Raw genomic sequence first — 25,121 nt, forward strand, 5'->3', positions numbered from 1 at the left:
ACCAGCGCACGGAGCCAGCAATCGAGGAAGTCGAGGATTCCGATGTCCCAGCACACCTTCGTCGCCGGAACGGCCCCCGGGGCCGTGCCCGTAGTGGGGCACGCCTGGCAGATGATGCGCCGCCCCCTGCACTTCATGTCCTCGCTGTCCGCGCACGGCGACCTGGTGAAGATACGCATTGGCCCGACGTCCGCCTATGTGCCCTGCCACCCCGAGCTGCTGCGGCAGGTACTGACCAACGACCGCGTCTTCGACAAGGGAGGAGTGTTCTACGACCGCGCCCGGGACATCGCCGGCAACGGTCTTGTCACCTGCCCCTACCGCGACCACCGCAGGCAGCGGCGCCTGATGCAGTCGGCCTTCCAGCGCACGCAGCTGGAGCGGTACTCCACGGCGATGCGCGCGGAGATCGACGCCACGGCGGCGCGGTGGCACGACGGCACGGTCATCGACGCCTTCCCCGAGCTGTACGGGATGGCGCTGCGCACCGTGGCCCGCACGCTGTACTCCACCCCGGTCACCGAGGAACTGGCACAGCGCGTCGAACAGGCCTTTGACACCGTACTCAACGGGCTCTTCCGCCAGATGTTCCTGCCCCACTCCCTGCGGCGGCTGCCGACCCCGGCCAACCTCCGCTACCGCAACAACCTGCGCTTCCTGCACGACACCGTGCAGGACCTGATCACCGAGTACCGGCGGGACGACACCCAGCGCGACGACCTGCTGTCCGCGCTGCTGGCGTCCCGTGACGAGGACGGCGGACGGCTGGGCGACACGGAGATCCACGACCAGGTCATCACCGTGATGGCGGCCGGAACCGAGACGGTCGCCGGCACCCTCACCTGGATCTTCCATCTGCTCTCCCGGCATCCCGAGATCGAGGCGAGGCTGTACGAGGAGATCGACACCGTCCTAGACGGAAAGCCCCCGCACTGGGACGACCTGCCGAGCCTGTCCCTGACGGACCGGATCATCACCGAAGCGCTCCGGATGTATCCGCCGGCCTGGATCTTCACCCGGCTCACCGCGTCGGACGTCGACCTCGCGGGGGTGCGCCTGCCCGAGGGCACCACCATCGTCTTCAGCCCCTCCTCCGTGCAGCGTCACTCGGAGGCCTACGACGACGCGTCCCGGTTCGACCCCGACCGCTGGCTGCCCGACCGCACCTCGGCCGTCGCCCGGCAGGCGTTCACGGCGTTCGGCACCGGCGCGCGCAAGTGCATCGGCGACCTGTTCGCGCGGACCGAGGCCACCCTCGCGCTCGCCACGATGCTGAGCCAGTGGCGGGTCACCGTGGAGCCCGACGCGGACGTCCGGCCCGTCGCCCTGGCCACCGTGTACCACCCGCGCCGCCTGCGCCTGCGGCTGACGGCCCGTACGCCGGGTCAGTAGCCGGGAGACGACGCGGCTCGTGCCGGGGCGTTGTCGGTGCCCCGTGCCATCCTGATGGCATGGCGAATCTGGAGGACCTGGTCAGGTTGCGGAAGGCGCGCGACCGGATGGACCGCGAGTACGCCGAGCAGCTGGACATAGCGGCGCTCGCGCGGACGGCGCTGATGTCGCCGGGCCACTTCCAGCGCAGCTTCCGGGCGGCCTTCGGCGAGACGCCGTACAGCTATCTGATGACGCGGCGGATCGAGCGGGCGAAGGCGCTGCTGCGGCGGGGCGACCTGACGGTGACGGAGGTCTGTCTGGCCGTGGGGTGCACCTCGCTGGGCTCGTTCAGTTCGCGCTTCACGGAGCTGGTGGGCGAGACGCCGAGCGCGTACCGGGCGCGGTCGCACGAACACGGGGCACCCATCCCGCCGTGCGTGGCGAAGGGCCTCACCCGCCCGAGACGGGGCCGCCCCGTGTACGGGCGGGCAGATACGGCAGGCGGGACATGGACGACAGGGCCTAGCGTGACCTCATGAACATGGACACCGATCCGGGCGTGATGCTCTCGCAGTGCTTCATCGCCGTCGACGACCACGACAAGGCACTCGCGTTCTACCGTGACGTCCTCGGCCTGGAGGTCCGCAACGACGTGGGCTTCGAGGGCATGCGCTGGGTGACGGTCGGCTCGCCGCTCCAGCCGGACGTGGAGATCGTCCTGGAGCCGCCGGGGGCGAACCCGGACGCGTCCGAAGCGGACCGGCAGGCGATGGCCGAGCTGCTGGCCAAGGGCATGCTGCGGGGGGTCATCTTCTCGACGCCGGACTGCGACGCCCTGTTCGCCCGCGTCGAGGCGTCCGGCGCCGAGGTCCTGCAAGAGCCCATGGACCAGCCGTACGGCGTGCGCGACTGCGCCTTCCGCGATCCGGCGGGCAACCTCCTGCGCTTCAAGCAGCGCTCCGCCGCCTGACGCGGAAACCTCGTTGCGCGGGCGGGCCGGGCGGGAGACGGTACGAGGCCATGTACACGGTGGGGGGCCATGGCCCCCGTCCGGCCCGGCAGGGAGCGATCCATGAGTGAACCGATCCGTTGGGCGTACGCCTTCGTCGACCGGCCCGCGGCGGAGTTCGTCCGGGCCGTTGACTTCTGGACCGCCGTCACGGCGACCGAGCGGTCCGAATCCCGCGGCGACCAGGGCGAGTTCGTGTCGCTGCTGCCGGGGGCGGGCGACGCGTGCGTGAAGGCGCAGGGGGTGCGGGACGGTACCGGGGGCGCCCACCTCGACCTCGCCGTCGCAAACGTGCCGGCGCTCGTCGGGGCGGCGCGGCGGCTCGGCGCCGAGGTCGTCGCCGAGCATCCGGGGTGGGCCGTACTGCGCTCCCCCGGCGGCCAGTTGTTCTGCGCGGTCCCCTGGCACGGCGAGTCGGCGCGGCCGCCCGTCGTCGAGGGCAGCCGCCTCGACCAGCTGTGCATCGACCTCGCCCCGGCGGTGTACGACCTCGACGTCGCGTTCTGGAGCGACCTCACCGGCTGGACCTCCCACCCCGGCGCCCTCCCGGAGTTCCACCTGGTCAGGCCGCCCGAGGGGCTGCCGATCCGTATTCTCCTCCAGCGCCTGGGCACCGATCGCCCCACCTCCGCCCACCTCGACCTCGCCTGCGCGGACATCGAGGCGACACGGGTCCGGCACGAGGAGCTGGGCGCCACGCTCGTCGCCCGCGGCGCCCGGTGGACGGTGCTGCGCGACCCCGCGGGCGGAACGTACTGCCTGACGGCCCGCGACCCGGAAACGGGCAGCCTGCCGGCCTAGTCCCTACCGGTCCGGGTCAGCCGTCGCGTACACACACAGCACCGCCTGCCCGTCGGACGCACCCGGGCACGGCGGGTGGTCGCGGACGTCCGCGGACAGCAGCGGTGCCGGGGCGGGCTCCCAGCCTGTCGGAGGCGGCGGCTCCGTCGAGTCCTGGAGCCAGAGCGTGAGCCCGCCGCCCACGAGCACGGCCGCCGCCCACACGCCGATGGCCCAGCGCCAGACGCGTCGCCGTCCCCGCTGCGGGGCCGCGCGCCCGTCGTCCTCCCCCGGTCCTCCCTCCACCCCGCTCACGCCGAAGCCGCTTCGCCGCCCGTCCAGACCTCCACGTCCACGACGGCCGACACCGGAATCGGCCCGTAGACGTGCGGGAACTCCTCGCCGCCGGGCCCCACGGCCTCGTACCGCACGGGCGCCGCGAGCCGCTCCGCGTCCACGACCAGCACCACCAGCTCGTCGGACCCGGCGCGGGATCCGTACAGGAGCGCTGCCACGCCGGGGAGCTGATGCCGCAGCGAGCAGTGAATGAAGCCCTCCTCCTGGAGGGTGCGGCCGCGCGTCGCCATCTCGTACGTGCCACGGTCGCGGGCGGCGTCCCACAGGGAGCGCTCGGTAAGGTGCAGAAGGGGTTCGGACATGGCGTAACGCTAAGGCCTGCGCCGGGCCGCCCGCGCCTGCGTCAACCGCCCCGCACCGTGACCAGGTACCTCATGATGACCAGGTACCTCATGCGTCATGGCGCCTTCGCGGCCGGCGCTTCTGGTGGCGCTTCGGGCGGCCCAGGGCGTTCCGCCGCCGCCCCGCCTCCGGGTACGTACGCCGTGCACCGGGGATTCCGGCACGGGGCGGGTCCCCACACGGGGACGAAGGCGCCGAGCGTCTTGTGGCGCCGCACGACCGTGCCGACAGGCTGTCCGCACGAGGGACACGCATACTCATCGCTGCCCATGTCCTCAGGGTATTGCGGTACGGGGTCCGGCGCCTTCCCGCCGCGGACTAGCTCCGGGGCTCCCGCCACATCGGCCACATCCGCGGGCCGTCCGGCAGGTCGAGCGCGGGGGTCGTGGAGACGAAGCCGAGGCGTTCGTAGAGCTTGCGGCTGCGGGCGCTGCTGGCCTCCAGATAGGCGGGCAGGCCCGCGCGGTCGCAGCGGTCGAGGACGGGCTGCATGAGCGCCGTGCCGAGGCCCTCGCCCTGGCGGCCGGGGGCCACGGCGATCATCCACAGGTACGCGTGGGCCCGGCCCGACGGATGGATCCCGCTCGTCAGCCGGCCGATCAGCTCGACACGGTCGTTGTCCGGGTCGACGGCCTCCCGCAGCCGGGCCGGGCCGTCCTCCTCGTCGTGCGCGTCGGCGGGCAGGGACAGCCACAGCGCGCACGCGGTGCCGTCCTCGGTGAGGTCGACGCGCCCCTCGCCGAGCACGATGTCGGTGAAGGCCGCCATCAGCCGGTGGTGCGTGGCCCGGCGGTACGCCTCGCCGGGGAAGACCCAGCTGCTCACCGGGTCGTGCTGGAAGGCCTCGTCCAGAAGCCGGACGACCGCCTCGCGATCGCCCTCGCCCGCCGTCCGGATCGCCACGCCCATGTCCCGCCCCTTCACCTCAACCAGCCCTGTCCGTACGGCTGTTGCAGCCGACACGGCCGTTGCAGCGTAGTCGGTGTGCGCGCGGGGCGGTATGAGGGGACGGGCCCCGCGCACCGTGGGGATGCGCGGGACCCGCCCCGGCCGGAGCCTCCGGGTGCCGTGCGGGGTCAGGAGCCGCATGGCCCGAAGGCTCCGGGGTCTTGCGGGGGCCGTCGGCCGCTTCAGTTGCTGCGCCGGGTCACGAACTCGGCGAGGGCGAGCAGGCCGCCCGCCGCCTCCGGGTCCGGAATCGCCCGGGACAGCTCGTGCATCGCCCGGGCCATCCGGTCGGCGGCCTGCTGCTGGGCCCAGTCGCGGCCGCCGGCCCGCTCGACGGCCAGGACCGTGCGCTCCAGCTCCCCTTCCTGGTGCGGAACCGCGTACAGCTCGGCGAGTTCCGCCGCCGCCGGAGTGCCCGCGGCGAGCGCGGCCACCACGGGCAGGGACTTCTTGCGGGCCATCAGGTCCGCCCCGGCCGGCTTGCCGGTTCGGCTCGGGTCCCCCCAGATCCCGATCACGTCGTCGATGAGCTGGAAGGCGAGCCCGGCCTCCCGGCCGAACGCGTCCAGCGCCTCGACGTCCTCCTCCTCCGCCCCCGCGTACAACGCCCCCAGCGCACAGGCGCAGCCGAGCAGCGCGCCCGTCTTGGCCTCGGCCATGGCGAGGCACTCGTCGAGGGTGACCTCACCCGGGCCGCGCCGCTCCATCGCCGTGTCCGCGTGCTGCCCCGCGCACAGTTCGATGACACAGGCCGCGAGCCGGGCGGCGGCCGCCGCGGACGCCGGGTGCGGGTCCTCGGCGAGCAGCCGGTGGGCCAGGGCCTGAAGTGCGTCCCCGGCGAGGATCGCGTCGGCGTCGCCGAACACGGTCCACGCGGTGGGGCGGTGCCTGCGGGTGGTGTCCCGGTCCATGACGTCGTCGTGCAGCAGGGTGAAGTTGTGGATCAGCTCCACCGCCGCGGCGGCCCGAACGGCGGAGGACTGCGGTCCGCCGAGCGCCCGGACCGCGGCCAGCACGAGCGCGGGGCGGATCGCCTTGCCCGCGTTGCCTGCCGCCGGGGTGCCGTCCGCGTGCTCCCAGCCGAAGTGGTGGAGCGCGATCCGGCGCATGGACCCCGGCAGCGAGTCGACGGCCCGGCGCAGCTCGGGGTCGACCGAGGCCCGGGCACGCTCCAGGATCCCCGCGGCTTCCTGCCCGTCGAGCTGGGCCGCCGGGCCCTGCGGATCGGTGGGCGGACTCGCGGCCGGCGCCTGCCGCCCGGTGGACGGAGCCGGGAGCGGGCCTCGCCGGCCGGCGGGGCCCGCGGGGCTCCGCCTTTCGAGCACCTCGGCCGGGCTCTGCTTCGCCTCCGTCAGGAACTCACCCATGCGACCACCTCAACTCACCCATGTGACCACCTCGGAGAGTCCCCGGACGATGACGCTTCCGCTGCCGCCGCGCGCATACCCCTGGGGTGTACCCGCCCTGCCGGGCGGGTACACGACACGCCGCTCGTGCGGAAGGTCACCGCCAGCGGCCGATCTCGACGTTCTCCAGGATGCCGAGGGCGTCGGGCACGAGCACCGCGGCCGAGTAGTAGGCCGTGACCAGGTAGGAGATGATCGCCTGCTCGTTGATGCCCATGAAGCGCACCGACAGGCTCGGCTCGATCTCGTCCGGGATGCCCGCCTGCTGGAGTCCGACGACGCCCTGCTCGTCCTCGCCCGTACGCATGCAGATGATCGAGGTGGTACGGGTGTCGCTGACCGGGATCTTGTTGCACGGGAAGATCGGCACCCCGCGCCAGGTGGGGATGCGGTTGCCCGCGATCTCGACGCTCTCGGGGACGAGCCCGCGCCGGTTGCACTCGCGGCCGAACGCGGAGATCGCGCGCGGGTGGGCGAGGAACAGCTTGGATCCGCGCCTGCGGCTGAGGAGTTCGTCCAGGTCGTCGGGGCCTGGCACACCGTCGTGCGGCTGGAGCCGCTGGTCGTACTCGCAGTTGTTGAGCAGCCCGAACTCCCTGTTGTTGATGAGTTCGTGCTCCTGGCGCTCCTTCAACGCCTCGACGGTGAGCCTGAGTTGCTGCTCGGTCTGGTTCATGGGCTGGTTGTAGAGGTCGGCCACGCGCGTGTGCAGGCGCAGCACGGTCTGGGCGATGCTCAGTTCGTACTCGCGCGGCGTGGCCTCGTAGTCCACGAAGGTTCCGGGGATGTCCGGCTCTCCGGTGTGGCCTGCCGCAAGGTCGATCTCCTTCTCGCCGTACTTGTTGGTGCGCTGCTCGGGGATCGCGCGGGCCTGCTGGAGGTGGTCGCGCAGGGACTCGGCGCGCTCGGCGACCTGGTCGACGTCCCGGCGGGGCAGGGTGAGCACGGTGCAGGCGGTGACCGCGCGTGCCGTGTACTCCCAGATGGCCTCCGGGTCGATCAGCGCCTGCTCGCCGAAGTACGCGCCGTCGGCGAGGACTCCGAGTACCGCGTCGTCGCCGTACGGGCCCGTGCCCACCTTCTCGACCTTGCCGTGCGCGAGCAAAAAGACCTCGTCGGCCCGGCTGCCGAACGAGGCGAGCACCTCCCCCGGTGCGAACTCCCGCTGCTCGCAGCGCTGGGCGAGCTCGCCGAGCACCTCCTGGTCCTCGTACGTCCGCAGCAGCGTCAGTTCGCCGAGCTCCGCGGGAATGACCTGCACACGGTCACCGGTCTTCACGAAGGTGACACGGCCGTCGCCCACGGAGTAACTGAGCCGGCGGTTTACTCGGTACGTGCCACCCTGCACGTTCACCCACGGCAGCATGCGCAGCAGCCAACGTGAGCTGATCTCCTGCATCTGGGGTGCGGACTTGGTGGTCGTGGCCAGGTTCCGCGCGGCCGATGTGCCGAGACTCTGCTGGGGCCTGCCCTGCTCCGCGCGGACCTCTTCGCCTACCGACATGAAAATTGCCCTCCCGATCATGCGCTGATGCACGGACAAGCCTCCAGCACGGAGCGTGTCGGTGCTATTACACGAATGAGCGGGAATGGATCACTGGCGCACTGGGCACACTGGTGGACCCGGTCGGGCCGTCGGGCCGTCGGGCCGTCGAGCCGTCGAGCCGTCGAGCCGTCGAGCCGTCGAGCCGTCGAACTGGTGCGCTGGGGAACTTCAAGATCCGGCCGTCCGTTTCATCCCTCGACGACACAAGTGCGCGTACGAGGACAGGTACAAGGACGAGGACGGGAGACAGCGATGGCAGGCTTCCTGGACCGCGCGAAGGAACAGGCGCAACGGGGCCTCACCCAGGGCCGGCAGAAGCTGGACGAGGTGCAGGCACAGCGCGCCGGCGGTGATTTGCTCAAGAAACTGGGCGCCGCGTATTACGCGGAGCGACGCGGCAGCGGCTCCCCCGGGGCGACCCAGCAGGCTCTCCAGGCCCTGGAGAGCCACATCGCGGTGAACGGAGACGCTTTCCTCCACTCCTGACGGCACGACAGAACCTGCCCGTCCCGCCCGGACCGCCGAGTCGGCAGGGTCGGCCGAATCGGCTCGCACGCTGTGCGAACGAGTGGGCCGCCCAGTCGCGTTCCGGGTACAAGCCTCGGTACGAGGCGGTCGCGACGGGCGGCCGTCGCGCAGCGCTAAGGAGGCGGTCATGGCCCCACCCATGTCCGCGGGCAGTTTCCTGGACCGGCTCAGAGAGGAAGGCGTCACCGTCGTCGAGGTCGGCGACTGGGAGCATCACAACCGCAATCACAAGGGCCCCTGGGGGCCGGTCCACGGTGTGATGATCCATCACACCGTCACCTCGGGCAGCGAACACACCGTCGAGCTCTGCCGCGACGGCTACGAGGGGCTGCCGGGGCCGCTGTGCCACGGGGTCATCACCAAGGACGGCGTCGTCCACCTGGTCGGCTACGGCCGCGCCAACCACGCGGGTCTGGGCGACGACGACGTGCTGCGCGCCGTGATCGCCGAGAAGGCCCTCCCGCCGGACAACGAGGCGAACACCGACGGCAACCGCCACTTCTACGGCTTCGAGTGCGAGAACCTGGGCGACGGCACGGACCCCTGGCCGGACGCCCAGCTGGAGGCGATCGAGAAGGTCTCGGCCGCCATCTGCCGCCATCACGGCTGGTCGGAGCGCTCGGTCATCGGCCATCTGGAGTGGCAGCCGGGCAAGGTGGACCCGAGAGGCTTCACGATGACCTGGCTGCGGGAGCGGATCCGCGACCGTCTGAAGTGACGGCGGCCGGGCGGCCCCCTCCGCACAGGTGTCCGACAATGGTGGGGTGACCGGCCCCGACGTCCCCGAAGCGCTCGACCTCGCCGCCCTGCGACCGCGCCTGCCGTCGCCGGTGCAGGCGGTCGACGACGAGCGCTTCGCACGGCACGGGGTCCGGCTCCTGCTCAAGCGGGACGACCTGATCCACCCGGACCTCATCGGCAACAAGTGGCGCAAGCTCGCGCCGAACCTCCGGGCCGCGGCGGGCCGCCCGCTCGTCACCTTCGGCGGTGCGTACTCGAACCACCTGCGAGCGACGGCCGCCGCGGGCCGCCTCCTGGGGCTGGCCACGATCGGCGTGGTCCGCGGCCAGGAGCTGGCCGACCGTCCGCTGAACCCCTCCCTCACCCGGTGCGCGGCCGACGGCATGCGGCTGCACTTCGTGGACCGGTCGACGTACCGCCGCAAGACCGAACCGGGGACGCTGGCCGCGATCCTGCGCGCGGTGGCCGCCGAGGACGCGTACGTCGTGCCCGAAGGCGGCAGCAACTCCCCTGCCGTACGCGGCTGCCGCGCCCTCGGCGAGGAGCTGCGCGGGCACGCCGACGTCGTCGCCCTCGCCTGCGGCACCGGCGGCACGCTCGCGGGCCTGGCCGCCGGCCTCGGCCCCGGCCAGCGGGCGCTGGGCGTCCCGGTCCTCAAGGGCGACTTCCTGACCGCCGAGGTCACCGCGCTCCAGGAGCGGGCGTTCGGCGGCCGCCAGGGCGCCTGGTCCCTGGACGACCGCTTCCACTTCGGCGGCTACGCCCGTACCTCTCCCGGCCTCCACGCGTTCGCGGCGGACTTCGAGCGGCGACACGGACTGCCGGTGGAACGTCTCTATGTCGCCAAGATGCTGTACGGACTTGTCGCCCTGGCCGAAGAGGGCGGGTTCGCCCGCGGCACGACCGTCGCGGCCGTCATCACCGGACGGCCGCTCGGCTGAGGCGGCTCAGGTCGCCTCCCGAAAGGCCGCCGCCTCCTCCAGGTCCAGGCGTCTGAGCAGCGTGCGCAGCATCTCGTCGTCGATGTAACGGCCGTTGCGCAGCCTCACGAAGACCGAGCGTTCGGCGGCGATCATCTCGCGCGACAGGCGCCGGTAGGTGTCGTCGACGGACTCCCCGGTCACCGGGTTCACCGCGCCGAGCCGCTCCCAGACCGCGTTGCGCCGCCGTTCCAGGACGTCACGGAGCCGGTCGGCCAGGGGCGGCGGCAGAGCGTTGCGCTCGTCGTCGAGGAGGTCGTTCAGCCGCAGCTCGGCGACCCGGGAGGCCTGGGCCTGGGCATTGGCCTCCGCGAGCGTCTCGGCCTGCGCGTCGCGCCCCGGGAGTCTCAGCAGACGGATCAGCGGGGGCAGGGTCAGGCCCTGCACGACCAGCGTGCCGATCACGGTCGTGAAGGTCAGGAAGAGGATGAGGTTGCGGCCGGGAAAGGGACCTTTCCCTTGCCCGTGGACGGTCAGCGGGATCGAGAAGGCGATGGCGAGCGAGACCACGCCCCGCATGCCCGCCCAGCCGATGATGAACGGCGCCTTCCAGGTGGGGTTCTCCTCGCGTTCCCGGATGCGCGCGGAGAGCAGGCGTGGCAGGAAGGTCGCCGGATACACCCACACGAACCGCGCGAGGACCACCACCAGGAAGACGGCCACCGCGTACCAGGCGGCGTCGACGCCCCGGTACTCCCCGAGCCCCTTCAGCACGACCTGCAGTTGCAGGCCGATCAGCGCGAACACCGCCGACTCCAGGACGAACGCGACCATCTTCCACACCGCCTCCTCCTGGAGCCGGGTGGCGAAGTCGACCTCGTAGTTGCGATGCCCGAGGTAGAGGGCGACGACGACAACGGCGAGCACTCCGGAGGCGTGCGCCCACTCGGCGAGCCCGTACGCGACGAACGGGATCAGCAGGGAGAGCGTGTTCTGCAGCAGCGCCTCCTTCAGGTGCGTGCGCAGCCAGTGCAGCGGCACCATCAGCAGCAGCCCGACCGCCACGCCGCCGACCGCCGCCAGCAGGAACTCGCCCACCCCGTGCGCCCAGGTCGCACCCTCGCCGACCGCGGCGGCGAGGGCCACCTTGTAGGCGGTGATCGCGGTCGCGTCGTTCACCAGGGACTCGCCCTGGAGGATCGTGGTGATCCGCGAGGGCAGCCCCACCCGCCGCGCCACCGCCGTCGCCGCGACCGCGTCCGGCGGCGCGACCACCGCGCCGAGCACCAGCGCCGCGGGCAGCGGCAGGCCCGGCACGAGCAGATACGCGGCCCAGCCCACGACCAGGGTCGCGAAGAGGACGTAGCCGATGGACAGCAGCGCCACCGGTCGCAGTTGCGCGCGCAGATCGAGGTACGAGCTGTCGCTGGCGGCCGTGTACAGCAGCGGAGGCAGCACCAGCGGAAGCACCACCTCCGGGTCGAGGGTGTACTCGGGCACCCCGGGGATGTACGAGGCGATCAGGCCCGCAGCGACGAGCAGCAGCGGTGCGGGTACGGGCGTACGGCGTGCGGCTCCGGCGACCGCGGCGCTGCCCGCGACCAGCAACAGCAGTGGCAATACGTCCATCGTCTTCCGCCCGCCCTCTTTTTCGCGCGGCTTCCCGCACACCCGTCGTAACCTGGCAATCATGAAACAGTGCACGCACGCCGACGCGCTGCCGCACCCGGAGCCCGAACCTCTGAGCGAAACCTGCCCGGAGTGCCTGGCCACCGGCACGCACCCGGTGCAACTACGGCTGTGTCTGGTGTGCGGACACGTGGGCTGCTGCGATTCGTCGCCGCGGCGCCACGCGACGGAGCACCACAAGGAAACCGGGCACCCCGTGATGCGAACCTTCGAGCCCGGCGAAAGCTGGCGCTGGTGCTTCGTCGATCATGTCCTCGTGTGACTACGGGCCGTACTCGTGTGACCCTGGGTCCGGACGGTTCGACCGTCTGACGCCTGGGTACGTCAACCCGGCGCGCGCTCTTCCCAATTGGGCCCGCAGACCCCTAGCCACTGTGCGTATACATAGGTTTACTATGAGTGACAGCAAGGGGTTGGGGTCCCGGGGACAGAAAACCTGAGAGCGCGGTAGCGTCACCGCTGAACCACCTAGCGCGTTACCCCGGGGGGCGACCCTCGGCCCCCGAAAAAGCTTGTACCACCTTGGAGGTGAGGGTGTCCCAGATCGACGGCGAGCCCGCGACCCAGGACTTCGTGGAAGTCCGGCTGCCGGCCGCGGGTGCCTACCTGTCGGTGCTGCGTACGGCCACAGCCGGTCTCGCGGCCCGTTTGGACTTCACCCTCGACGAGATCGAGGACCTGCGCATCGCGGTCGACGAGGCCTGCGCGATCCTGCTCCAGCAGGCCGTGCCGGGCTCGGTGCTCAGCTGCGTCTTCCGGCTTGTCGACGACTCGCTCGAGGTCACGGTCTCCGCTCCGACCACGGACGGTCACGCCCCGTCGCGCGACACCTTCGCCTGGACCGTTCTGTCGGCCCTCGCGGGCAAGGTCTCCTCCGCGGTCGCCGACGACAAGACTGTGTCCATCAGCCTCTACAAACAGCGCGGCGCGGGACCCGGGCCGGCGTGAGGAACGGGGACGGGCCGGTGCAGGACGAAGAGCGCGGCACACGGGAACTTCCCACCGAGGACGGGGGTGCCCCCTGCTCGATCGGAGCCGACAGCCTGGGGGGCGGCGGCCCCAGCGGGCCGCGGCGCACGGCGGACGGCATCGACGGCATCCCCGAGCAGGCCCGGCCGCACCCCGAGGACCACTCCTCGGCGGCGGCCGAGGGTTCTCAGCAGCAAGAGCCGTTCGGCGAGGGCGGGCGCGCGGCGCGCTCCGTCCCGGTCGACGGGCGACGGGATCCAGCGGGTGCCCGCGGGGAGGCTCTGCGGACGGAGTCCGGTGGAGCGTCCTCGAAAGGGCGGCGCGTGACGGGCGGGACGATGAGCGAGCACGAGCGAAACGCTGAGCCGAGTGTGCCGAGCGGCACACAGCACGACCCCCAGGACCGCAGCGGGGCGCGCGCCCTGTTCATCGAGCTGCGCATGCTGCCCGACGGCAGCCCGGAGTACGCGGAGCTGCGCAACCGGCTGGTCCGTATGCATCTGCCGCTCGTGGAGCACCTCGCGCGCCGCTTCCGCAACCGCGGCGAGCCGCTGGACGACCTCACCCAGGTCGCCACCATCGGTCTCATCAAGTCGGTCGACCGCTTCGACCCGGAGCGCGGCGTCGAGTTCTCGACGTACGCGACCCCGACCGTAGTCGGCGAGATCAAGCGGCACTTCCGCGACAAGGGCTGGGCGGTCCGTGTGCCGCGCCGACTCCAGGAGCTGCGCCTCGCCCTGACGACGGCCACGGCGGAGCTGTCCCAGCAGCACGGCCGCTCGCCGACGGTGCACGAGCTGGCCGAGAAGCTGGCCATCTCGGAGGAGGAGGTCCTGGAGGGCCTGGAGTCCGCGAACGCGTACTCCACGCTGTCCCTGGACGTCCCCGACACGGACGACGAGTCCCCGGCGGTCGCGGACACGCTGGGCGCGGAGGACGAGGCGCTGGAGGGCGTCGAGTACCGGGAGTCGCTCAAGCCGCTGCTCGAGGACCTCCCGCCGCGGGAGAAGCGGATCCTGCTGCTGCGTTTCTTCGGCAACATGACGCAGTCGCAGATCGCGCAGGAGGTCGGCATCTCACAGATGCACGTCTCGCGTCTGCTGGCCCGCACCCTGGCCCAGCTGCGGGAGAAGCTGCTCGTCGAGGAGTGAGCCGGGAAGCGCCCAGCGTCTCCGCCCGCTCCGGCCCCACCCCGCACGCGTCGCTACTTCTCGTCCTGCACGTTCCCGGGCCTCCGGATACCGAGCGCCCGGGTCGTGGCCGGGTTCACGAGCAGCACCAGAGCCGTGACCGCGACGGCCGCGAGCGCGATTCCCGCGGGGATGGCGATGCTGTCGGCCTGGAGCAGGCTGTAGGCCACGGGCAGCGCCATGATCTGGGTGATGATCGCCGGGCCCCGGCTCCAGCCGCGCCGCAGCAGCAGCCCGCGCGCCGCCAGCAGGGGCAGCAGCGCGAGCACGAGCAGCGTGATGCCGCCGGTGACGGCCTGCTGCCGGTCGTCCGGGTCACCCGTGACGCCTCGTACGAGCATCCAGACACCGCCCGCGGCCAGCGCGAGCCCCTCCAGCGCGGCCAGCGCCGCCGCGGCGGTCAGCCGCCCGGGACGGGGCTCGGCGTCGGAGGTGTCCGGGACGCGGTTCTGCTCAGCACTCACCCCTGCAGGGTAGCCGTCGGCCACTGGCCTCCCTCCCTCCCGGGCACCTCCACTGTGCCCAAGGCCACGCCTCGAACTCTTACCCGATCTCTACCTCGGCCTGGGCCGAGTACCGCCCAGTAGGTACCCTGCATCGCATGCGTGCACTTCTCGTGGTCAATCCGGCGGCAACCACCACAAGCGCACGTACCCGTGACGTCTTGATCCACGCTCTGGCGAGCGAGATGAAACTCGAGGCGGTCACCACCGAGTACCGCGGACACGCCCGGGACCTCGGCCGGCAGGCGGCGGACAGCGAGGACATCGAGCTGGTCGTGGCGCTCGGCGGCGACGGCACGGTCAACGAGGTCGTGAACGGCCTGCTGCACCGCGGCCCCGATCCGGAGCACCTCCCCCGCCTCGCCGTGGTCCCCGGCGGCTCCACCAACGTCTTCGCACGCGCCCTCGGCCTGCCCAACGACGCCGTGGAGGCCACCGGCGCCCTGCTCGACGCGCTGCGCGAGAAGCGTGAGCGCACCGTCGGCCTCGGCCTGGCCGCCGGCACCCCGGGCACGGAGGACGAGGCGGTCCCGTCCCGCTGGTTCACCTTCAACGCGGGTCTCGGCTTCGACGCGGGTGTGGTCGGCCGGGTCGAACAACACCGCGAGCGCGGCAGGCGCTCCACGCACAGCCTGTATTTGCGCCAGGCCATACGCCAGTTTTTGGACGAACCTCACCGCAGGCACGGAACGATCACGCTGGAGCGACCCGGCGCGGCCCCGGTCACGGATCTGGTCCTGTCCCTCATCTGCAACACCTCACCCTGGACGTTTCTCGGCAATCGTCCGGTGTACGCGTCACCTAAGGCCTCGTTCGATACCGGGCTCGACATACTCGGCCTCAGCCGCATGTCGACGGCCTCGGTTGCCCGGTATGCGACCCAGTTGCTCACTTCGTCCCCCGAGCGCGGACCCCATGGCAAACACGCCGTATCGCTGCACGACCTGACCGACTTCACCTTGCATTCGAAGGCGCCCCTACCCCTCCAGATGGACGGCGACCACCTCGGGCTCCGTACGAGCGTGACGTTCACAGGCGTACGCCGTGCACTGCGTGTGATTGTGTGAGCGGAACGAGCCAAACTCCTTTCACTCGAACGTTTAGACCACGGTCCACCCCATGGAAGTACGGCTGTGACCTAGTCGACACCGAGGAATCAAAAAAAACTTTCCGGAAGGGGTTGTATCCGCCGCTGAGGTTTGCGAGTCTCTACGTGGCGATCGAGACGGCCCGCAACACCGGCCTCCACAGAGAGCCAGAACCCCTCCTCAATCCAAAGGACCACGTCAGTCCGTCTGACGATCGGCCCTTCACTTGTTGAGGGATTCGTGAAAGCGTTCACATTCACAAGCAACCTGAATGTAATACCAAGGAGAGGTAGCAGCCATGGACTGGCGTCACAACGCCGTTTGCCGCGAGGAAGACCCCGAGCTCTTCTTCCCCATCGGCAACACCGGTCCTGCGCTGCTGCAGATCGAGGAAGCCAAGGCCGTCTGCCGCCGCTGCCCCGTCATGGAGCAGTGCCTGCAGTGGGCGCTCGAGTCCGGCCAGGACTCGGGTGTCTGGGGTGGCCTCAGCGAGGACGAGCGTCGCGCCATGAAGCGCCGCGCCGCCCGCAACCGGGCCCGTCAGGCCACCGCCTGACGCCCCACCCCGCAACGAGCCTGAGCTTGGCGGCGCGTACAGCGCGTACGCATCTCCCGCCCCCGAGCCGCAGCGCGCAGTACCCCCGATGCGCATAGCACGAGCACGGTGAACCCCGGACCATCAACTGGTCCGGGGTTCATTGCTGTTCTTCGCCGTTCTTCGCCGTTCTCGCCGTTCTTCGCTGGTCTTCCCTGTTCTTCGCTGGTCTTCGCGGGTGCGATCGATCCGCTTTTCCCCGTACGGCCCTACTTGTGCGCCCGTACGGGGATGTCGAGGATCACCTGCGTACCGCGCTCCGGGGCCGGGACCATGTCGAAGGTGCCGCCCAACTCGCCCTCCACCAGGGTCCGTACGATCTGCAGGCCCAGGTTGCCCGAGCGGTGCGGGTCGAAGCCCTCGGGCAGGCCGACGCCGTCGTCCTGGACGGTGACCAGGAGGCGCGCCTCCTTCGTGGTGCCGCCGCGGACCGCCGAGACCTCGACCGTGCCGCGGTCGCCCTCGCGGAAGCCGTGCTCCAGCGCGTTCTGGAGGACTTCGGTGAGGACCATCGACAGCGGGGTGGCGACCTCGGCGTCCAGGATTCCGAAGCGGCCGCTGCGCCGCCCCGTCACCTTGCCCGGCGAGATCTCGGCGACCATGGCGAGCACGCGGTCGGCGATCTCGTCGAACTCCACCCGCTCGTCCAGGTTCTGCGAGAGCGTCTCGTGCACGATCGCGATCGAACCGACCCGGCGCACGGCCTCCTCCAGGGCTTCGCGGCCGCTGTCGGAGTCGATGCGCCGGGCCTGGAGCCGCAGAAGGGCCGCGACCGTCTGGAGGTTGTTCTTCACCCGGTGGTGGATCTCCCGGATGGTCGCGTCCTTCGTTATCAACTCCCGCTCGCGGCGCCGCAGTTCCGTGACGTCCCGGAGCAGCACGAGCGAACCGATGCGGGTGCCCTTGGGCTTGAGCGGGATCGCGCGCAGCTGGATGACCCCGTCCTCGCCCTCGATCTCGAACTCGCGGGGCGCCCAGCCGCTCGCGACCTTGGCCAGCGCCTCGTCCACCGGTCCCCGGGACGGGGCGAGCTCGGCGCTGGTCTTGCCCAGGTGGTGGCCGACGAGGTCGGCGGCGAGGCCGAGGCGGTGGTACGCCGACAGCGCGTTCGGTGAGGCGTACTGGACGATGCCGTCCCCGTCGAGCCGGATCAGTCCGTCGCCGACCCGCGGCGAGGCGTCCATGTCGACCTGCTGGTCGGGGAACGGGAAGGAGCCCGCCGCGATCATCTGGGCGAGGTCGGAGGCGCTCTGGAGGTACGTCAGCTCCAGCCGGCTCGGGGTGCGCACCGTCAGGAGGTTGGTGTTGCGGGCGATCACACCGAGGACGCGCCCTTCCCTGCGGACGGGAATGGACTCGACCCGTACGGGGACCTCTTCGCGCCACTCGGGGTCGCCCTCGCGCACGATCCGGCCCTCGTCCAGAGCCGCGTCCAGCAGGGGTCGGCGGCCGCGCGGGACGAGGTGGCCGACCATGTCGTCCTGGTACGAGGTGGGGCCGGTGTTGGGGCGCATCTGGGCGACGGACACATAGCGGGTGCCGTCGCGTGTGGGGACCCAGAGGACGAGGTCGGCGAAGGAGAGGTCGGAGAGCAGCTGCCACTCCGAGACCAGCATGTGCAACCACTCGAGGTCGGAGTCGTCGAGGGCCGTGTGCTGGCGTACGAGTTCGTTCATGGAGGGCACATCTGCGAGCGTACCCGGGGGTTCGGACATGGCCCGAAATCGGCGGGCGGCGCGGGCCCGGAAACACCCGCGGGCCGCGGCGCCTGAGAGGGACCCTCAACCCTCCCGGCACCGCAGCCCGGAGCAGCAACGGCCGTGGGGTGTGCGGTCCCGGTCGGCCGATGGATGAGGACCCGGAGCAGTCAGGGCAGAGAGCGCCGGTTCCTCGATCCGCCTTCCTGTGCGGGGAAGACGGAGGTATGTGGCTTTACTTATTTTACTTGCACATTGTGGACTAGACCACGGTCCTGAGTCCATGGTCCTTCGTCCACGCGCCCATGTCCATGCGTTGGTGGATGTTTGTTGTTGTCTCTTTATCCAACATCCGCCTGTCCCACATCGGCTTGCCCCACAACCGCCGAAGGCTCGGACGCAGCGTAGCCCCCTCGGGGCATGGCCGGGGCCGGTTTTGTTCACCGCACCCGGCGGAAACAGCTCTGCTAGATTGGTCTAAACCACATATGCTCCTACGGGTCCCAGTTGAGTCCCCCTCTTCAGATCGGCAGGCCCAGCGTGGAAGTTGTCATCGTCCCGGACGCCAGGGCGGGCGGCGAGCTCATCGCCGAGGCCATGGCTCAGCTGCTCGGACGCAAGCCCGAGGCCCTGCTCGGCGTGGCCACCGGCTCGACCCCGCTGCCCATCTACGAGGCGCTGGCCGCCCAGGTGAAGTCCGGTGCGGTGGACGCCTCGCGGGCGCGGATCGCCCAGCTCGACGAATACGTGGGGCTGCCGGCCGAGCATCCCGAGTCGTACCGGTCGGTGCTGCGGCGGGAGGTGCTCGAACCACTCGGGCTCGGTATGGACGCGTTCATGGGGCCGGACGGCACGGCCGAGGACGTACAGGGTGCGTGCGAGGCGTACGACAAGGCGCTCGCCGCGGCCGGCGGGGTCGATCTCCAGCTGCTCGGGATCGGGACCGACGGGCACATCGGGTTCAACGAGCCGTGCTCCTCGCTCGCCTCGCGCACGCGGATCAAGACGCTGACCGAGCAGACCCGGGTCGACAACGCGAGGTTCTTCGACGGCGACATCGAGCAGGTGCCGCACCACGTGATCACGCAGGGCATCGGCACGATCCTGGAGGCGCGCCACCTGGTGCTGCTGGCGACGGGCGAGGGCAAGGCGGACGCGGTGGCGGCGACCGTGGAGGGACCCGTGGCCGCCGTGTGCCCCGCGTCGGCGCTTCAGCTCCACCCGCACGCGACCGTCGTCGTGGACGACGCGGCCGCCTCCAAGCTGAAGCTGGCGGACTACTTCCGGCACACCTACGCCGGTAAGCCCGACTGGCAGGGGATCTAGCCCGGCCGGTGGTCGTGCGAAGGCGCCGGGCCCTGGCAGGGGGACCGGCGCCTTCGCACGACCGGGGAGAGACCGGGGCGAGAAGCGTGGGCTCAGTGGCCCGCGATGATCTCCGCCGCCGCCCGGCCGCAGACCCGTGCCGCGCCGTGCGTCGCGATGTGGAGGGCGCCGCGGGGCGTGGCCTGGGGGACGCCCATCTCGACCACGATCGTGTCGGGCCGGGCGGCGAGCAGGGCGTCGAGGGCCGAGGCCATCCAGGCATGGCGGTGTTCGTCGCGGACGACGGCCACGATGCGCCGGTCGCCCGCGGCGGTCAGCGCGGCGGGTGCTGTGTCCTCGCCGTTCCCGCCCTCCCCGCCGGCGAAGCTGCCCGTCTCCGTACCGGGCAGCAGACGCGCCAGCTCCGCGGCCACGCCCCACGGGGTCTCGTCACCGACCGCGATGTTCGCCACCGGGGTGAGGACGGCGACGAAGGGAGGTTCACCCACCGGCTCGTACGCCTCGGAGCACGTCACCGTGAGCGCGCGCCGGGCGGCGACCAGCCCGATGTCATGTCCGGCGCCGGAACCGGGACCGGCGCCGGCCCCCATGCCGGTGGACACTCCCCCCGGAGCCGAAGCCGCATCCGAAGCCGCTTCCGGAGCCGAACCCGAAGCTGCCGCCGACGCCTGAGCTGAAACCGACGCCGAAGCCGTCCACCGGGCCAGTGCCCGTACCCGTTCCGCCGCGTCCGCCAGGCGTTCCTCGGCCAGTTCGCCCGAGCGCACCGCCGAGACCAGGGCGTCGCGCAGTCGGCGTACCGTCTCGTCGTCCGCGAGGCCGCCACCCACGCAGATCGCGTCCGCACCGGCCGCGATGGCGAGGACGCTGCCCCGTTCGATGCCGTACGTTCCCGCGATGGCCTGCATCTCCATGCCGTCCGTGACGATGAGGCCCTGGTAGCCCAGCTCCTCGCGGAGCAGGCCGGTGAGGACGCGGCGGGACAGGGTGGCGGGGCGGTCCGGGTCGAGGGCGGGGACCAGGATGTGCGCGCTCATCACCGCGCGTGAACCGGCGGCGATGGCGGCCCGGAAGGGCGCCAGCTCCCGCGCGTGCAGGACCGATGCGTCCACGTCGATGCGCGGCAGCGCGTGGTGGGAGTCGACCGCCGTGTCTCCGTGGCCGGGGAAGTGTTTGGTGCAGGCGGCGACGCCCGCCGCCTGGAGGCCGGTGACGTAGGCGGCCGTGTGCCGGGCCACCAGGTCCGTGTCGGCGCCGAAGGAGCGGACGCCGATGACGGGGTTGCCGGGGTTGGAGTTCACGTCCGCGGAGGGCGCCCAGTTGAGATTGACGCCGCATTCCGCGAGCCGGCGGCCGAGTTCGAAGGCCACCTCCCGGGTCAGCGCGACGTCGTCCACGGCGCCCAGCGCGTGATTGCCCGGGAAGGAGGATCCCGTCCGCACCTCCAGGCGCGTGACGTCGCCGCCCTCCTCGTCGATCGCCACCAGGACGTCGTCGCGTTCCGCGCGCAACTGGGCGGTCAGCCGGCCCAGTTGCGCGGGCGAGGCGATGTTCCGGCCGAACAGTCCGACCGAGGCGAGGCCTTCGCCCAGGCGGCGCAGCAGCCAGTCCGGAGCGCTGGTCCCGGTGAAGCCGGGCTGGAGGACGGTGAGGGCGTCGCGCGTCAGGGTGTCGGTACCACTGGCGAGTGTCGTCATCGGGGGCGTTATCCCTTCACGGCGCCCGCGGTGAGGCCCGCGGCCATCTTGCGCTGAACGAGGAGGAAGAGCACGACGATCGGCACGGCCATCAGCGTGGAACCGGCCATCATCGGGGCGTACTCGGTGCCGTGCTTGGTGGTGAAGTTGCCGAGCCAGACGGTGGCGGTCTGGTTCTCCTGGCTCATCAGCATCAGGGCGTAGAGGTACTCGTTCCAGGCCTGGATGAAGCCGTAGACCGAGGTGGCGACCATGCCGGGGGCGAGGAGGGGGAAGACCACGCGGATGAAGGCGCCCGTGCGGGAGCACCCGTCGACCATGGCCGCCTCCTCCAGCTCCTTCGGGATGTTGACGATGAAGCCGCGCAGCGTCCACACCGTGAAGGGGAGGATGAAGGTCAGGTACGTGAGGATCAGGCCCGTGAGCTTGTCGTACTGGCCCAGGTCGTTCAGGAGGAGGAAGACCGGGATGATCATGGCGACCAGGGGGACCATCTGGACCGCCAGGATGCCCACGATCACGATCTTCCGGCCGCGGAAGGCGAAGCGGGAGATCGCCAGTGCCGCGAGCATGCCGACCACGACGCCGATCACGACGACGGACAGGGACACGATCAGACTGCGGCCGACCGGGCCCCAGAAGTCGGCGATGTCGAGGGCCCGGTGGAAGTTGTCCAGGGTCGGGCTCGTGGGCAGCAGGCTGGGGTCCGGGTCGATGGCGTCCTTCGCGGGCTTGAACGCCGTGTTGAGCATCCAGTAGACGGGGAAGCCCGCGGTGACGAAGACGAGCAGGCCGAGCAGGTTCCAGCCGAGCCTTGACCTGCGACGCCCCGAAACGGCGATGGCGCTCATTCGACCTCTCCGATCTTCAGCATCTGGCGCATGTAGACGGCGACGACGCCGAGCAGCAACAGCACGGTGAGCAGCGCGATCGCCGAGCCCTGCCCGTAGTCGTTGACCACGAACGCCTTGTCGTACGAGTAGGTGGTGAGCAGCTGGAACTCGGCCTCGGGGTGGCCGCCGCGCATCACGAAGACCTGCGGGAAGACGCCCATGTCCCAGATGACCGAGAGGGTCGTGAGCATCACGATGATCGGCTTGAGGATGGGGAGCGTGACATAGCGGAAGACGCCCCACGCGCCCGCTCCGTCGAGGCGGGCCGCTTCCTCCAGCTCAGCAGGCACCTGGGTGAGGCCCGCGCTGAGGGTGATGACGACGAACGGCACGGCGCCCCAGACCACCAGCAGCATGATCACGGCGAGGCCCTGCGGACCGCTGGCGAACCAGTTGTGGCCGATGAGGTCGACGCCCGGGAGCTTGCTGAGCAGCGCGTTGAAGACGCCGTAGTCGGAGTCGAAGAGCCACTTGAAGACCGTGGTGGCCACGATGATCGGCATGCCCCAGCTGGCCACGAGCACGATGTTGACGAGCGTCTTCACCCAGCCGGAGACCCGCTGGAGCAGCAGTGCGATCAGCATGCCGACGACCATGGTGAAGACGACCGAGCCGCCCGCGAAGACGATCGTGCGGACGACGACCGCCCAGAACTCGCCGTCACCGAGCACCAGGGAGAAGTTGTCGAAGCCGACGGACTCGGGCGGCTGGAAGCCCCAGAGCTGGGATTGGCCGAACTTCTGGAAGGAGAGGGTGACCAGGCGCACGAGCGGATAGCCGAGGACCAGCGCGAGGATCAGCAGGCAGGGCGCCAGCAGGGCCCAGGGGACGGCGGTGTCCTTCGAGGTCCGCGTTCTGCCCGGCTTCCGTGGGACGGCGGGTGGCGGGGGTGCCTGCCGAGGTGGCGGCACCTTGGCGGGGGTGGTCGTGTCTGCGGCACTCATCGCGCGCTCCTCAGCGGTCCCTCAGGTCGTACGGGGAGCAGGGCCCCTCGGCCGGCCGCGCCCCGTGGTCGTACGAGGAGCGGGGCCCCGTCCCCGACAGGGCCCCGCTCTCAGGTCACTTGGTGTTGATGACCTTGTCGATCGCGGCGTCCGCTTCCTTCGCGGCGGCCTCGACCGACTTCTTGCCGGTGCCGATGTTCTGCAGCATCTTCTGCAGGACCTGGGCCTTCTCGACCTGGCCCCAGCCCGGCGCCATCGGGACGAACCAGTTGGACTCGGCCGCGGTGGCCGGGACCTCGGTCGCCGGGTCGTTCTTCAGCGTCGCGAGGTCGGTCTTGTTGTTGGGCAGGTTGCCCTTGGCCATCAGGCCCTTCTGGCCCTTGGCGCCGGTGAGCGCGTTGATCCACTCGGCGGCGACGCCCTGCGCCTTCGACTTCACCGGGATCGCGAGGTCGGAGCCGCCGAGGAAGACGGGGATGTTCTTGCCGGACGGGCCGGGCATCACGAAGTTCTCGAGGTTGCCCTTGAGCTTGCCGGTCTTGTCGTTCTTCGGGTCCTCGGAGGTCGCGCCCTCCCAGGCGGCGCCGAAGATCATGGCGGACTTGCCCTGGCCGTACACGATGTAACGGTCGGACTCGTCCTTGGTCTTGTCGCCGTGCATGTACGTGTCGACGACCTTCTTGAACTCCGTGAGGCCCTTGACCGACTCGGGCGAGGAGAGGTTGCCCTTCCACTGGCCGCCCGACTCGACCGCGATGGAGCCGCCGGCGTCGTACACGAAGGACATCGCGGCGTACCAGTCGCGGGTGGGCTGGTACCAGGCGCTGAACTTGCTGCCCTGCTTCTTCTGGATCTTGCCCAGGGCGGCGGTGAGCTCCTTGTAGGTCTTCGGGGGTGTCTTCACACCGACCGAAGCGGCGACGTCCTTGCGCCAGTTGGCGACCCGGCCGCCGGCGTAGTACGGGACGCCGTAGGTCTTGCCGTCGTAGGTGACCGAGGCCTTGAGGCCGTCCAGCCAGGCGGCGGAGTTGTCGAACTTCGACGCGTCGACGGGGGCGAAGGCACCCTTGACCATGTAACCGAGCATCTCGGTGTTGCCCATCTCGACCACGTCGGGGGCCTTGTCGGTGGCGAGGACCGCGTCGAGCTTGGTGTTCTTGTCCGGCCAGCCGTAGTACTCGTGCTTGATCTTGATGCCGGGGTGCTTCTTCTGCACCGCGGCGTCGGCGGCCTTGACCAGCGCCGGCCAGTTGTTCTGCGCGTCCACCGTCAGCCAGACGGTGAGCTCCTTGGCGTCCGCGCCCTTGTCCGACCCCCCGGACTTGTTGTCCCCGCACGCCGCGATGGAGACCATCATGCCCGCGATACCGATCGCGGCTATCAGCTTGCGCTTCACGCCACCCTCCTCAGGGATGCCACAAACCCCCCTGCCCACCGCGGTGACCTAGGGCCAGTACTCGAGCGGGGCCGGGACCTGGACCAATGGTGTAGACCAGTACGGGGAGCTTGGCCCAGACCAATAGGCCTGTCAAGGGAGTTCGGGGCGCATCCGGCGTCCGTTACGGGACCTACATATGCAAGGACCTTTAAGTAGGTAAGCCGCAGAGCGGGCAGGTCCGACCAGGCGCACCAGGGTGGACCACTTCAGCGCGGTGGACTAGACCAACAGGGACCCCGACGGTATATAGAGGGGATCACGGAGCGTGCGGAGGATCCTCGCGGGACACCCGTACACAAGGCCGTGCCACGATGTGAGCCGTGGCCGATCGGACAGGTCGGCCGCTTCGGCACCCGGAGCCGGGAAGGCAGAGCATGAGCACCGACGTCAGCAGTGCGGAGAACGAGGGCGGGGCACCCATCCGTACCGCGCGTGTGCCCAAGTACTACCGCCTGAAGAAGCACCTGCTCGACATGACGGAGACGCTGCCGCCCGGCACACCCGTGCCGCCCGAGCGCACGCTGGCCGCCGAGTTCGACACCTCCCGCACGACCGTCCGCCAGGCCCTCCAGGAGCTGGTCGTCGAGGGCCGCCTGGAGCGCATCCAGGGCAAGGGCACGTTCGTCGCCAAGCCGAAGGTCTCCCAGGCGCTGCAACTCACCTCGTACACCGAGGACATGCGCGCCCAGGGTCTCGAACCGACCTCGCAGCTCCTGGACATCGGCTACATCACCGCGGACGACACCCTCGCCGGGCTGCTCGACATCACCGCGGGCGGCCGCGTGCTGCGCATCGAGCGGCTGCGCCTGGCCAGCGGCGAGCCGATGGCCATCGAGACGACCCATCTGTCCGCCAAGCGCTTCCCCGCGCTGCGCAGGTCGCTGGTCAAGTACACGTCGCTCTACACCGCGCTCGCCGAGGTCTACGACGTCCGTCTCGCCGAGGCCGAGGAGACCATCGAGACCTCGCTGGCCACCCCGCGCGAGGCCGGACTGCTGGGCACCGACGTCGGCCTGCCCATGCTGATGCTCTCGCGGCACTCGCTGGACAAGGACGGCCGGCCGGTGGAGTGGGTGCGGTCGGTGTACCGCGGGGACCGCTACAAGTTCGTGGCGAGACTCAAGCGCCCCCAGGACTGAGG

At 70.7% G+C, this 25,121-nt stretch carries 26 protein-coding genes; 14 read left to right on the plus strand and 12 right to left on the minus strand.

Translation table 11 applies throughout. From position 1 onward, the window contains the following. Nucleotides 1-42 precede the first annotated feature (42 nt). From ptlI to SAVERM_RS15595, 4 genes are all read left to right on the plus strand, one after another. Nucleotides 43-1,392, plus strand: a complete 1,350-nt coding sequence (gene ptlI / locus SAVERM_RS15580; protein WP_010984430.1) for a pentalenene oxygenase — start codon at nt 43-45, stop codon at nt 1,390-1,392. Between the two features lie 59 nt (nt 1,393-1,451). Next, nucleotides 1,452-1,913 carry a helix-turn-helix transcriptional regulator gene (locus tag SAVERM_RS15585; RefSeq protein WP_010984431.1) on the plus strand — a complete coding sequence of 154 codons (462 nt, stop codon included), beginning with the start codon at nt 1,452-1,454 and terminating at the stop codon, nt 1,911-1,913. Beyond that, nucleotides 1,910-2,344 carry a VOC family protein gene (locus tag SAVERM_RS15590; protein WP_010984432.1) on the plus strand — a complete coding sequence of 145 codons (435 nt, stop codon included), beginning with the start codon at nt 1,910-1,912 and terminating at the stop codon, nt 2,342-2,344. Before SAVERM_RS15585 ends, SAVERM_RS15590 begins: the two co-directional genes overlap by 4 nt. A gap of 102 nt (nt 2,345-2,446) precedes the next feature. Continuing rightward, nucleotides 2,447-3,184: a VOC family protein gene (locus SAVERM_RS15595; RefSeq protein WP_037648985.1), complete on the plus strand. Its 738-nt coding sequence runs from the start codon at nt 2,447-2,449 to the stop codon at nt 3,182-3,184. A gap of 3 nt (nt 3,185-3,187) precedes the next feature. Here SAVERM_RS15595 and SAVERM_RS43055 read toward each other — a convergent pair whose 3' ends face one another. The 5 genes from SAVERM_RS43055 to SAVERM_RS15620 all read right to left on the minus strand — a co-directional run bounded on the left by SAVERM_RS43055 (nt 3,188) and on the right by SAVERM_RS15620 (nt 7,720). After that, on the minus strand, nt 3,188-3,478 hold the full coding sequence (locus SAVERM_RS43055; protein ID WP_037648987.1) for a hypothetical protein: 291 nt from the start codon (nt 3,476-3,478) through the stop codon (nt 3,188-3,190). Further along, nucleotides 3,475-3,822 (minus strand): DUF952 domain-containing protein, encoded by a 348-nt coding sequence (locus SAVERM_RS15605; protein WP_010984434.1) that lies wholly within the window; start codon nt 3,820-3,822, stop codon nt 3,475-3,477. The genes SAVERM_RS43055 and SAVERM_RS15605 overlap by 4 nt, the downstream gene beginning before the upstream one ends. A gap of 358 nt (nt 3,823-4,180) precedes the next feature. Continuing rightward, the gene (locus tag SAVERM_RS15610; RefSeq protein WP_010984436.1) at nt 4,181-4,771 is read right to left on the minus strand and encodes a GNAT family N-acetyltransferase; all 591 of its coding nucleotides are present in this window, start codon (nt 4,769-4,771) and stop codon (nt 4,181-4,183) included. 221 nt (nt 4,772-4,992) lie between these two features. Next, the gene (locus SAVERM_RS15615; protein ID WP_010984437.1) at nt 4,993-6,177 is read right to left on the minus strand and encodes a family 2 encapsulin nanocompartment cargo protein polyprenyl transferase; all 1,185 of its coding nucleotides are present in this window, start codon (nt 6,175-6,177) and stop codon (nt 4,993-4,995) included. 136 nt (nt 6,178-6,313) lie between these two features. After that, nucleotides 6,314-7,720 (minus strand): family 2B encapsulin nanocompartment shell protein, encoded by a 1,407-nt coding sequence (locus SAVERM_RS15620; RefSeq protein ID WP_010984438.1) that lies wholly within the window; start codon nt 7,718-7,720, stop codon nt 6,314-6,316. 294 nt (nt 7,721-8,014) lie between these two features. Here SAVERM_RS15620 and SAVERM_RS15625 point away from each other — a divergent pair, with 294 nt between their 5' ends. The 3 genes from SAVERM_RS15625 to SAVERM_RS15635 all read left to right on the plus strand — a co-directional run bounded on the left by SAVERM_RS15625 (nt 8,015) and on the right by SAVERM_RS15635 (nt 9,972). Then, a complete protein-coding gene (locus SAVERM_RS15625) occupies nt 8,015-8,248 on the plus strand; it encodes a hypothetical protein (protein ID WP_037648990.1) in 234 nt (77 codons plus the stop codon). A gap of 169 nt (nt 8,249-8,417) precedes the next feature. Continuing rightward, nucleotides 8,418-9,008: an N-acetylmuramoyl-L-alanine amidase gene (locus SAVERM_RS15630; RefSeq protein ID WP_037648992.1), complete on the plus strand. Its 591-nt coding sequence runs from the start codon at nt 8,418-8,420 to the stop codon at nt 9,006-9,008. A gap of 46 nt (nt 9,009-9,054) precedes the next feature. Next, nucleotides 9,055-9,972 (plus strand): 1-aminocyclopropane-1-carboxylate deaminase/D-cysteine desulfhydrase, encoded by a 918-nt coding sequence (locus tag SAVERM_RS15635; protein ID WP_037648994.1) that lies wholly within the window; start codon nt 9,055-9,057, stop codon nt 9,970-9,972. 6 nt (nt 9,973-9,978) lie between these two features. On the opposite strand, the gene SAVERM_RS15640 is transcribed toward SAVERM_RS15635, so the two are convergent. Next, entirely contained in the window at nt 9,979-11,580 is a 1,602-nt protein-coding gene (locus SAVERM_RS15640; RefSeq protein ID WP_010984441.1) for a Na+/H+ antiporter, read from the minus strand. A 61-nt stretch (nt 11,581-11,641) separates the two neighbouring features. On the opposite strand from SAVERM_RS15640, the gene SAVERM_RS40095 reads away from it, so the two are divergent. The 3 genes from SAVERM_RS40095 to SAVERM_RS15650 all read left to right on the plus strand — a co-directional run bounded on the left by SAVERM_RS40095 (nt 11,642) and on the right by SAVERM_RS15650 (nt 13,760). Continuing rightward, nucleotides 11,642-11,902, plus strand: a complete 261-nt coding sequence (locus SAVERM_RS40095; protein ID WP_010984442.1) for a UBP-type zinc finger domain-containing protein — start codon at nt 11,642-11,644, stop codon at nt 11,900-11,902. Nucleotides 11,903-12,174: 272 nt separating this feature from the next. Next, entirely contained in the window at nt 12,175-12,588 is a 414-nt protein-coding gene (locus SAVERM_RS15645; protein WP_010984443.1) for an ATP-binding protein, read from the plus strand. Beyond that, nucleotides 12,585-13,760, plus strand: a complete 1,176-nt coding sequence (locus tag SAVERM_RS15650) for an RNA polymerase sigma factor SigF (protein WP_010984444.1) — start codon at nt 12,585-12,587, stop codon at nt 13,758-13,760. Before SAVERM_RS15645 ends, SAVERM_RS15650 begins: the two co-directional genes overlap by 4 nt. Before the next feature lie 53 nt (nt 13,761-13,813). Here SAVERM_RS15650 and SAVERM_RS15655 read toward each other — a convergent pair whose 3' ends face one another. Next, nucleotides 13,814-14,263, minus strand: coding sequence for a hypothetical protein (locus SAVERM_RS15655; RefSeq protein ID WP_037648996.1), 450 nt, complete (start codon nt 14,261-14,263; stop codon nt 13,814-13,816). Between the two features lie 137 nt (nt 14,264-14,400). Here SAVERM_RS15655 and SAVERM_RS15660 point away from each other — a divergent pair, with 137 nt between their 5' ends. Continuing rightward, nucleotides 14,401-15,369, plus strand: coding sequence for a diacylglycerol/lipid kinase family protein (locus tag SAVERM_RS15660; RefSeq protein ID WP_010984446.1), 969 nt, complete (start codon nt 14,401-14,403; stop codon nt 15,367-15,369). Nucleotides 15,370-15,688: 319 nt separating this feature from the next. Further along, nucleotides 15,689-15,946 carry a WhiB family transcriptional regulator gene (locus SAVERM_RS15665; protein WP_006380970.1) on the plus strand — a complete coding sequence of 86 codons (258 nt, stop codon included), beginning with the start codon at nt 15,689-15,691 and terminating at the stop codon, nt 15,944-15,946. 248 nt (nt 15,947-16,194) lie between these two features. Here the strand turns inward: SAVERM_RS15665 and SAVERM_RS15670 are convergent, their stop codons facing one another. Then, nucleotides 16,195-17,661: a sensor histidine kinase gene (locus SAVERM_RS15670; protein ID WP_037648999.1), complete on the minus strand. Its 1,467-nt coding sequence runs from the start codon at nt 17,659-17,661 to the stop codon at nt 16,195-16,197. Between the two features lie 561 nt (nt 17,662-18,222). Between SAVERM_RS15670 and nagB the strand changes: the two genes are divergently transcribed. Continuing rightward, nucleotides 18,223-19,008: a glucosamine-6-phosphate deaminase gene (gene nagB, locus SAVERM_RS15675; protein WP_010984448.1), complete on the plus strand. Its 786-nt coding sequence runs from the start codon at nt 18,223-18,225 to the stop codon at nt 19,006-19,008. 92 nt (nt 19,009-19,100) lie between these two features. Here the strand turns inward: nagB and SAVERM_RS15680 are convergent, their stop codons facing one another. The 4 genes from SAVERM_RS15680 to SAVERM_RS15695 form a co-directional block, all read right to left on the minus strand. Next, nucleotides 19,101-20,705, minus strand: coding sequence for a glycoside hydrolase family 3 protein (locus SAVERM_RS15680; RefSeq protein WP_010984449.1), 1,605 nt, complete (start codon nt 20,703-20,705; stop codon nt 19,101-19,103). 8 nt (nt 20,706-20,713) lie between these two features. Continuing rightward, nucleotides 20,714-21,556 (minus strand): carbohydrate ABC transporter permease, encoded by an 843-nt coding sequence (locus SAVERM_RS15685; RefSeq protein ID WP_010984450.1) that lies wholly within the window; start codon nt 21,554-21,556, stop codon nt 20,714-20,716. Then, nucleotides 21,553-22,542 (minus strand): carbohydrate ABC transporter permease, encoded by a 990-nt coding sequence (locus tag SAVERM_RS15690; protein ID WP_010984451.1) that lies wholly within the window; start codon nt 22,540-22,542, stop codon nt 21,553-21,555. Before SAVERM_RS15690 ends, SAVERM_RS15685 begins: the two co-directional genes overlap by 4 nt. Before the next feature lie 115 nt (nt 22,543-22,657). Further along, the gene (locus SAVERM_RS15695) at nt 22,658-23,938 is read right to left on the minus strand and encodes an extracellular solute-binding protein (RefSeq protein WP_037649001.1); all 1,281 of its coding nucleotides are present in this window, start codon (nt 23,936-23,938) and stop codon (nt 22,658-22,660) included. 416 nt (nt 23,939-24,354) lie between these two features. Between SAVERM_RS15695 and SAVERM_RS15700 the strand changes: the two genes are divergently transcribed. Further along, on the plus strand, nt 24,355-25,119 hold the full coding sequence (locus tag SAVERM_RS15700; RefSeq protein ID WP_010984453.1) for a GntR family transcriptional regulator: 765 nt from the start codon (nt 24,355-24,357) through the stop codon (nt 25,117-25,119). Nucleotides 25,120-25,121: the final 2 nt, after the last annotated feature.

It is taken from the genome of Streptomyces avermitilis MA-4680 = NBRC 14893 (assembly GCF_000009765.2).
Lineage (GTDB): Bacteria > Actinomycetota > Actinomycetes > Streptomycetales > Streptomycetaceae > Streptomyces > Streptomyces avermitilis.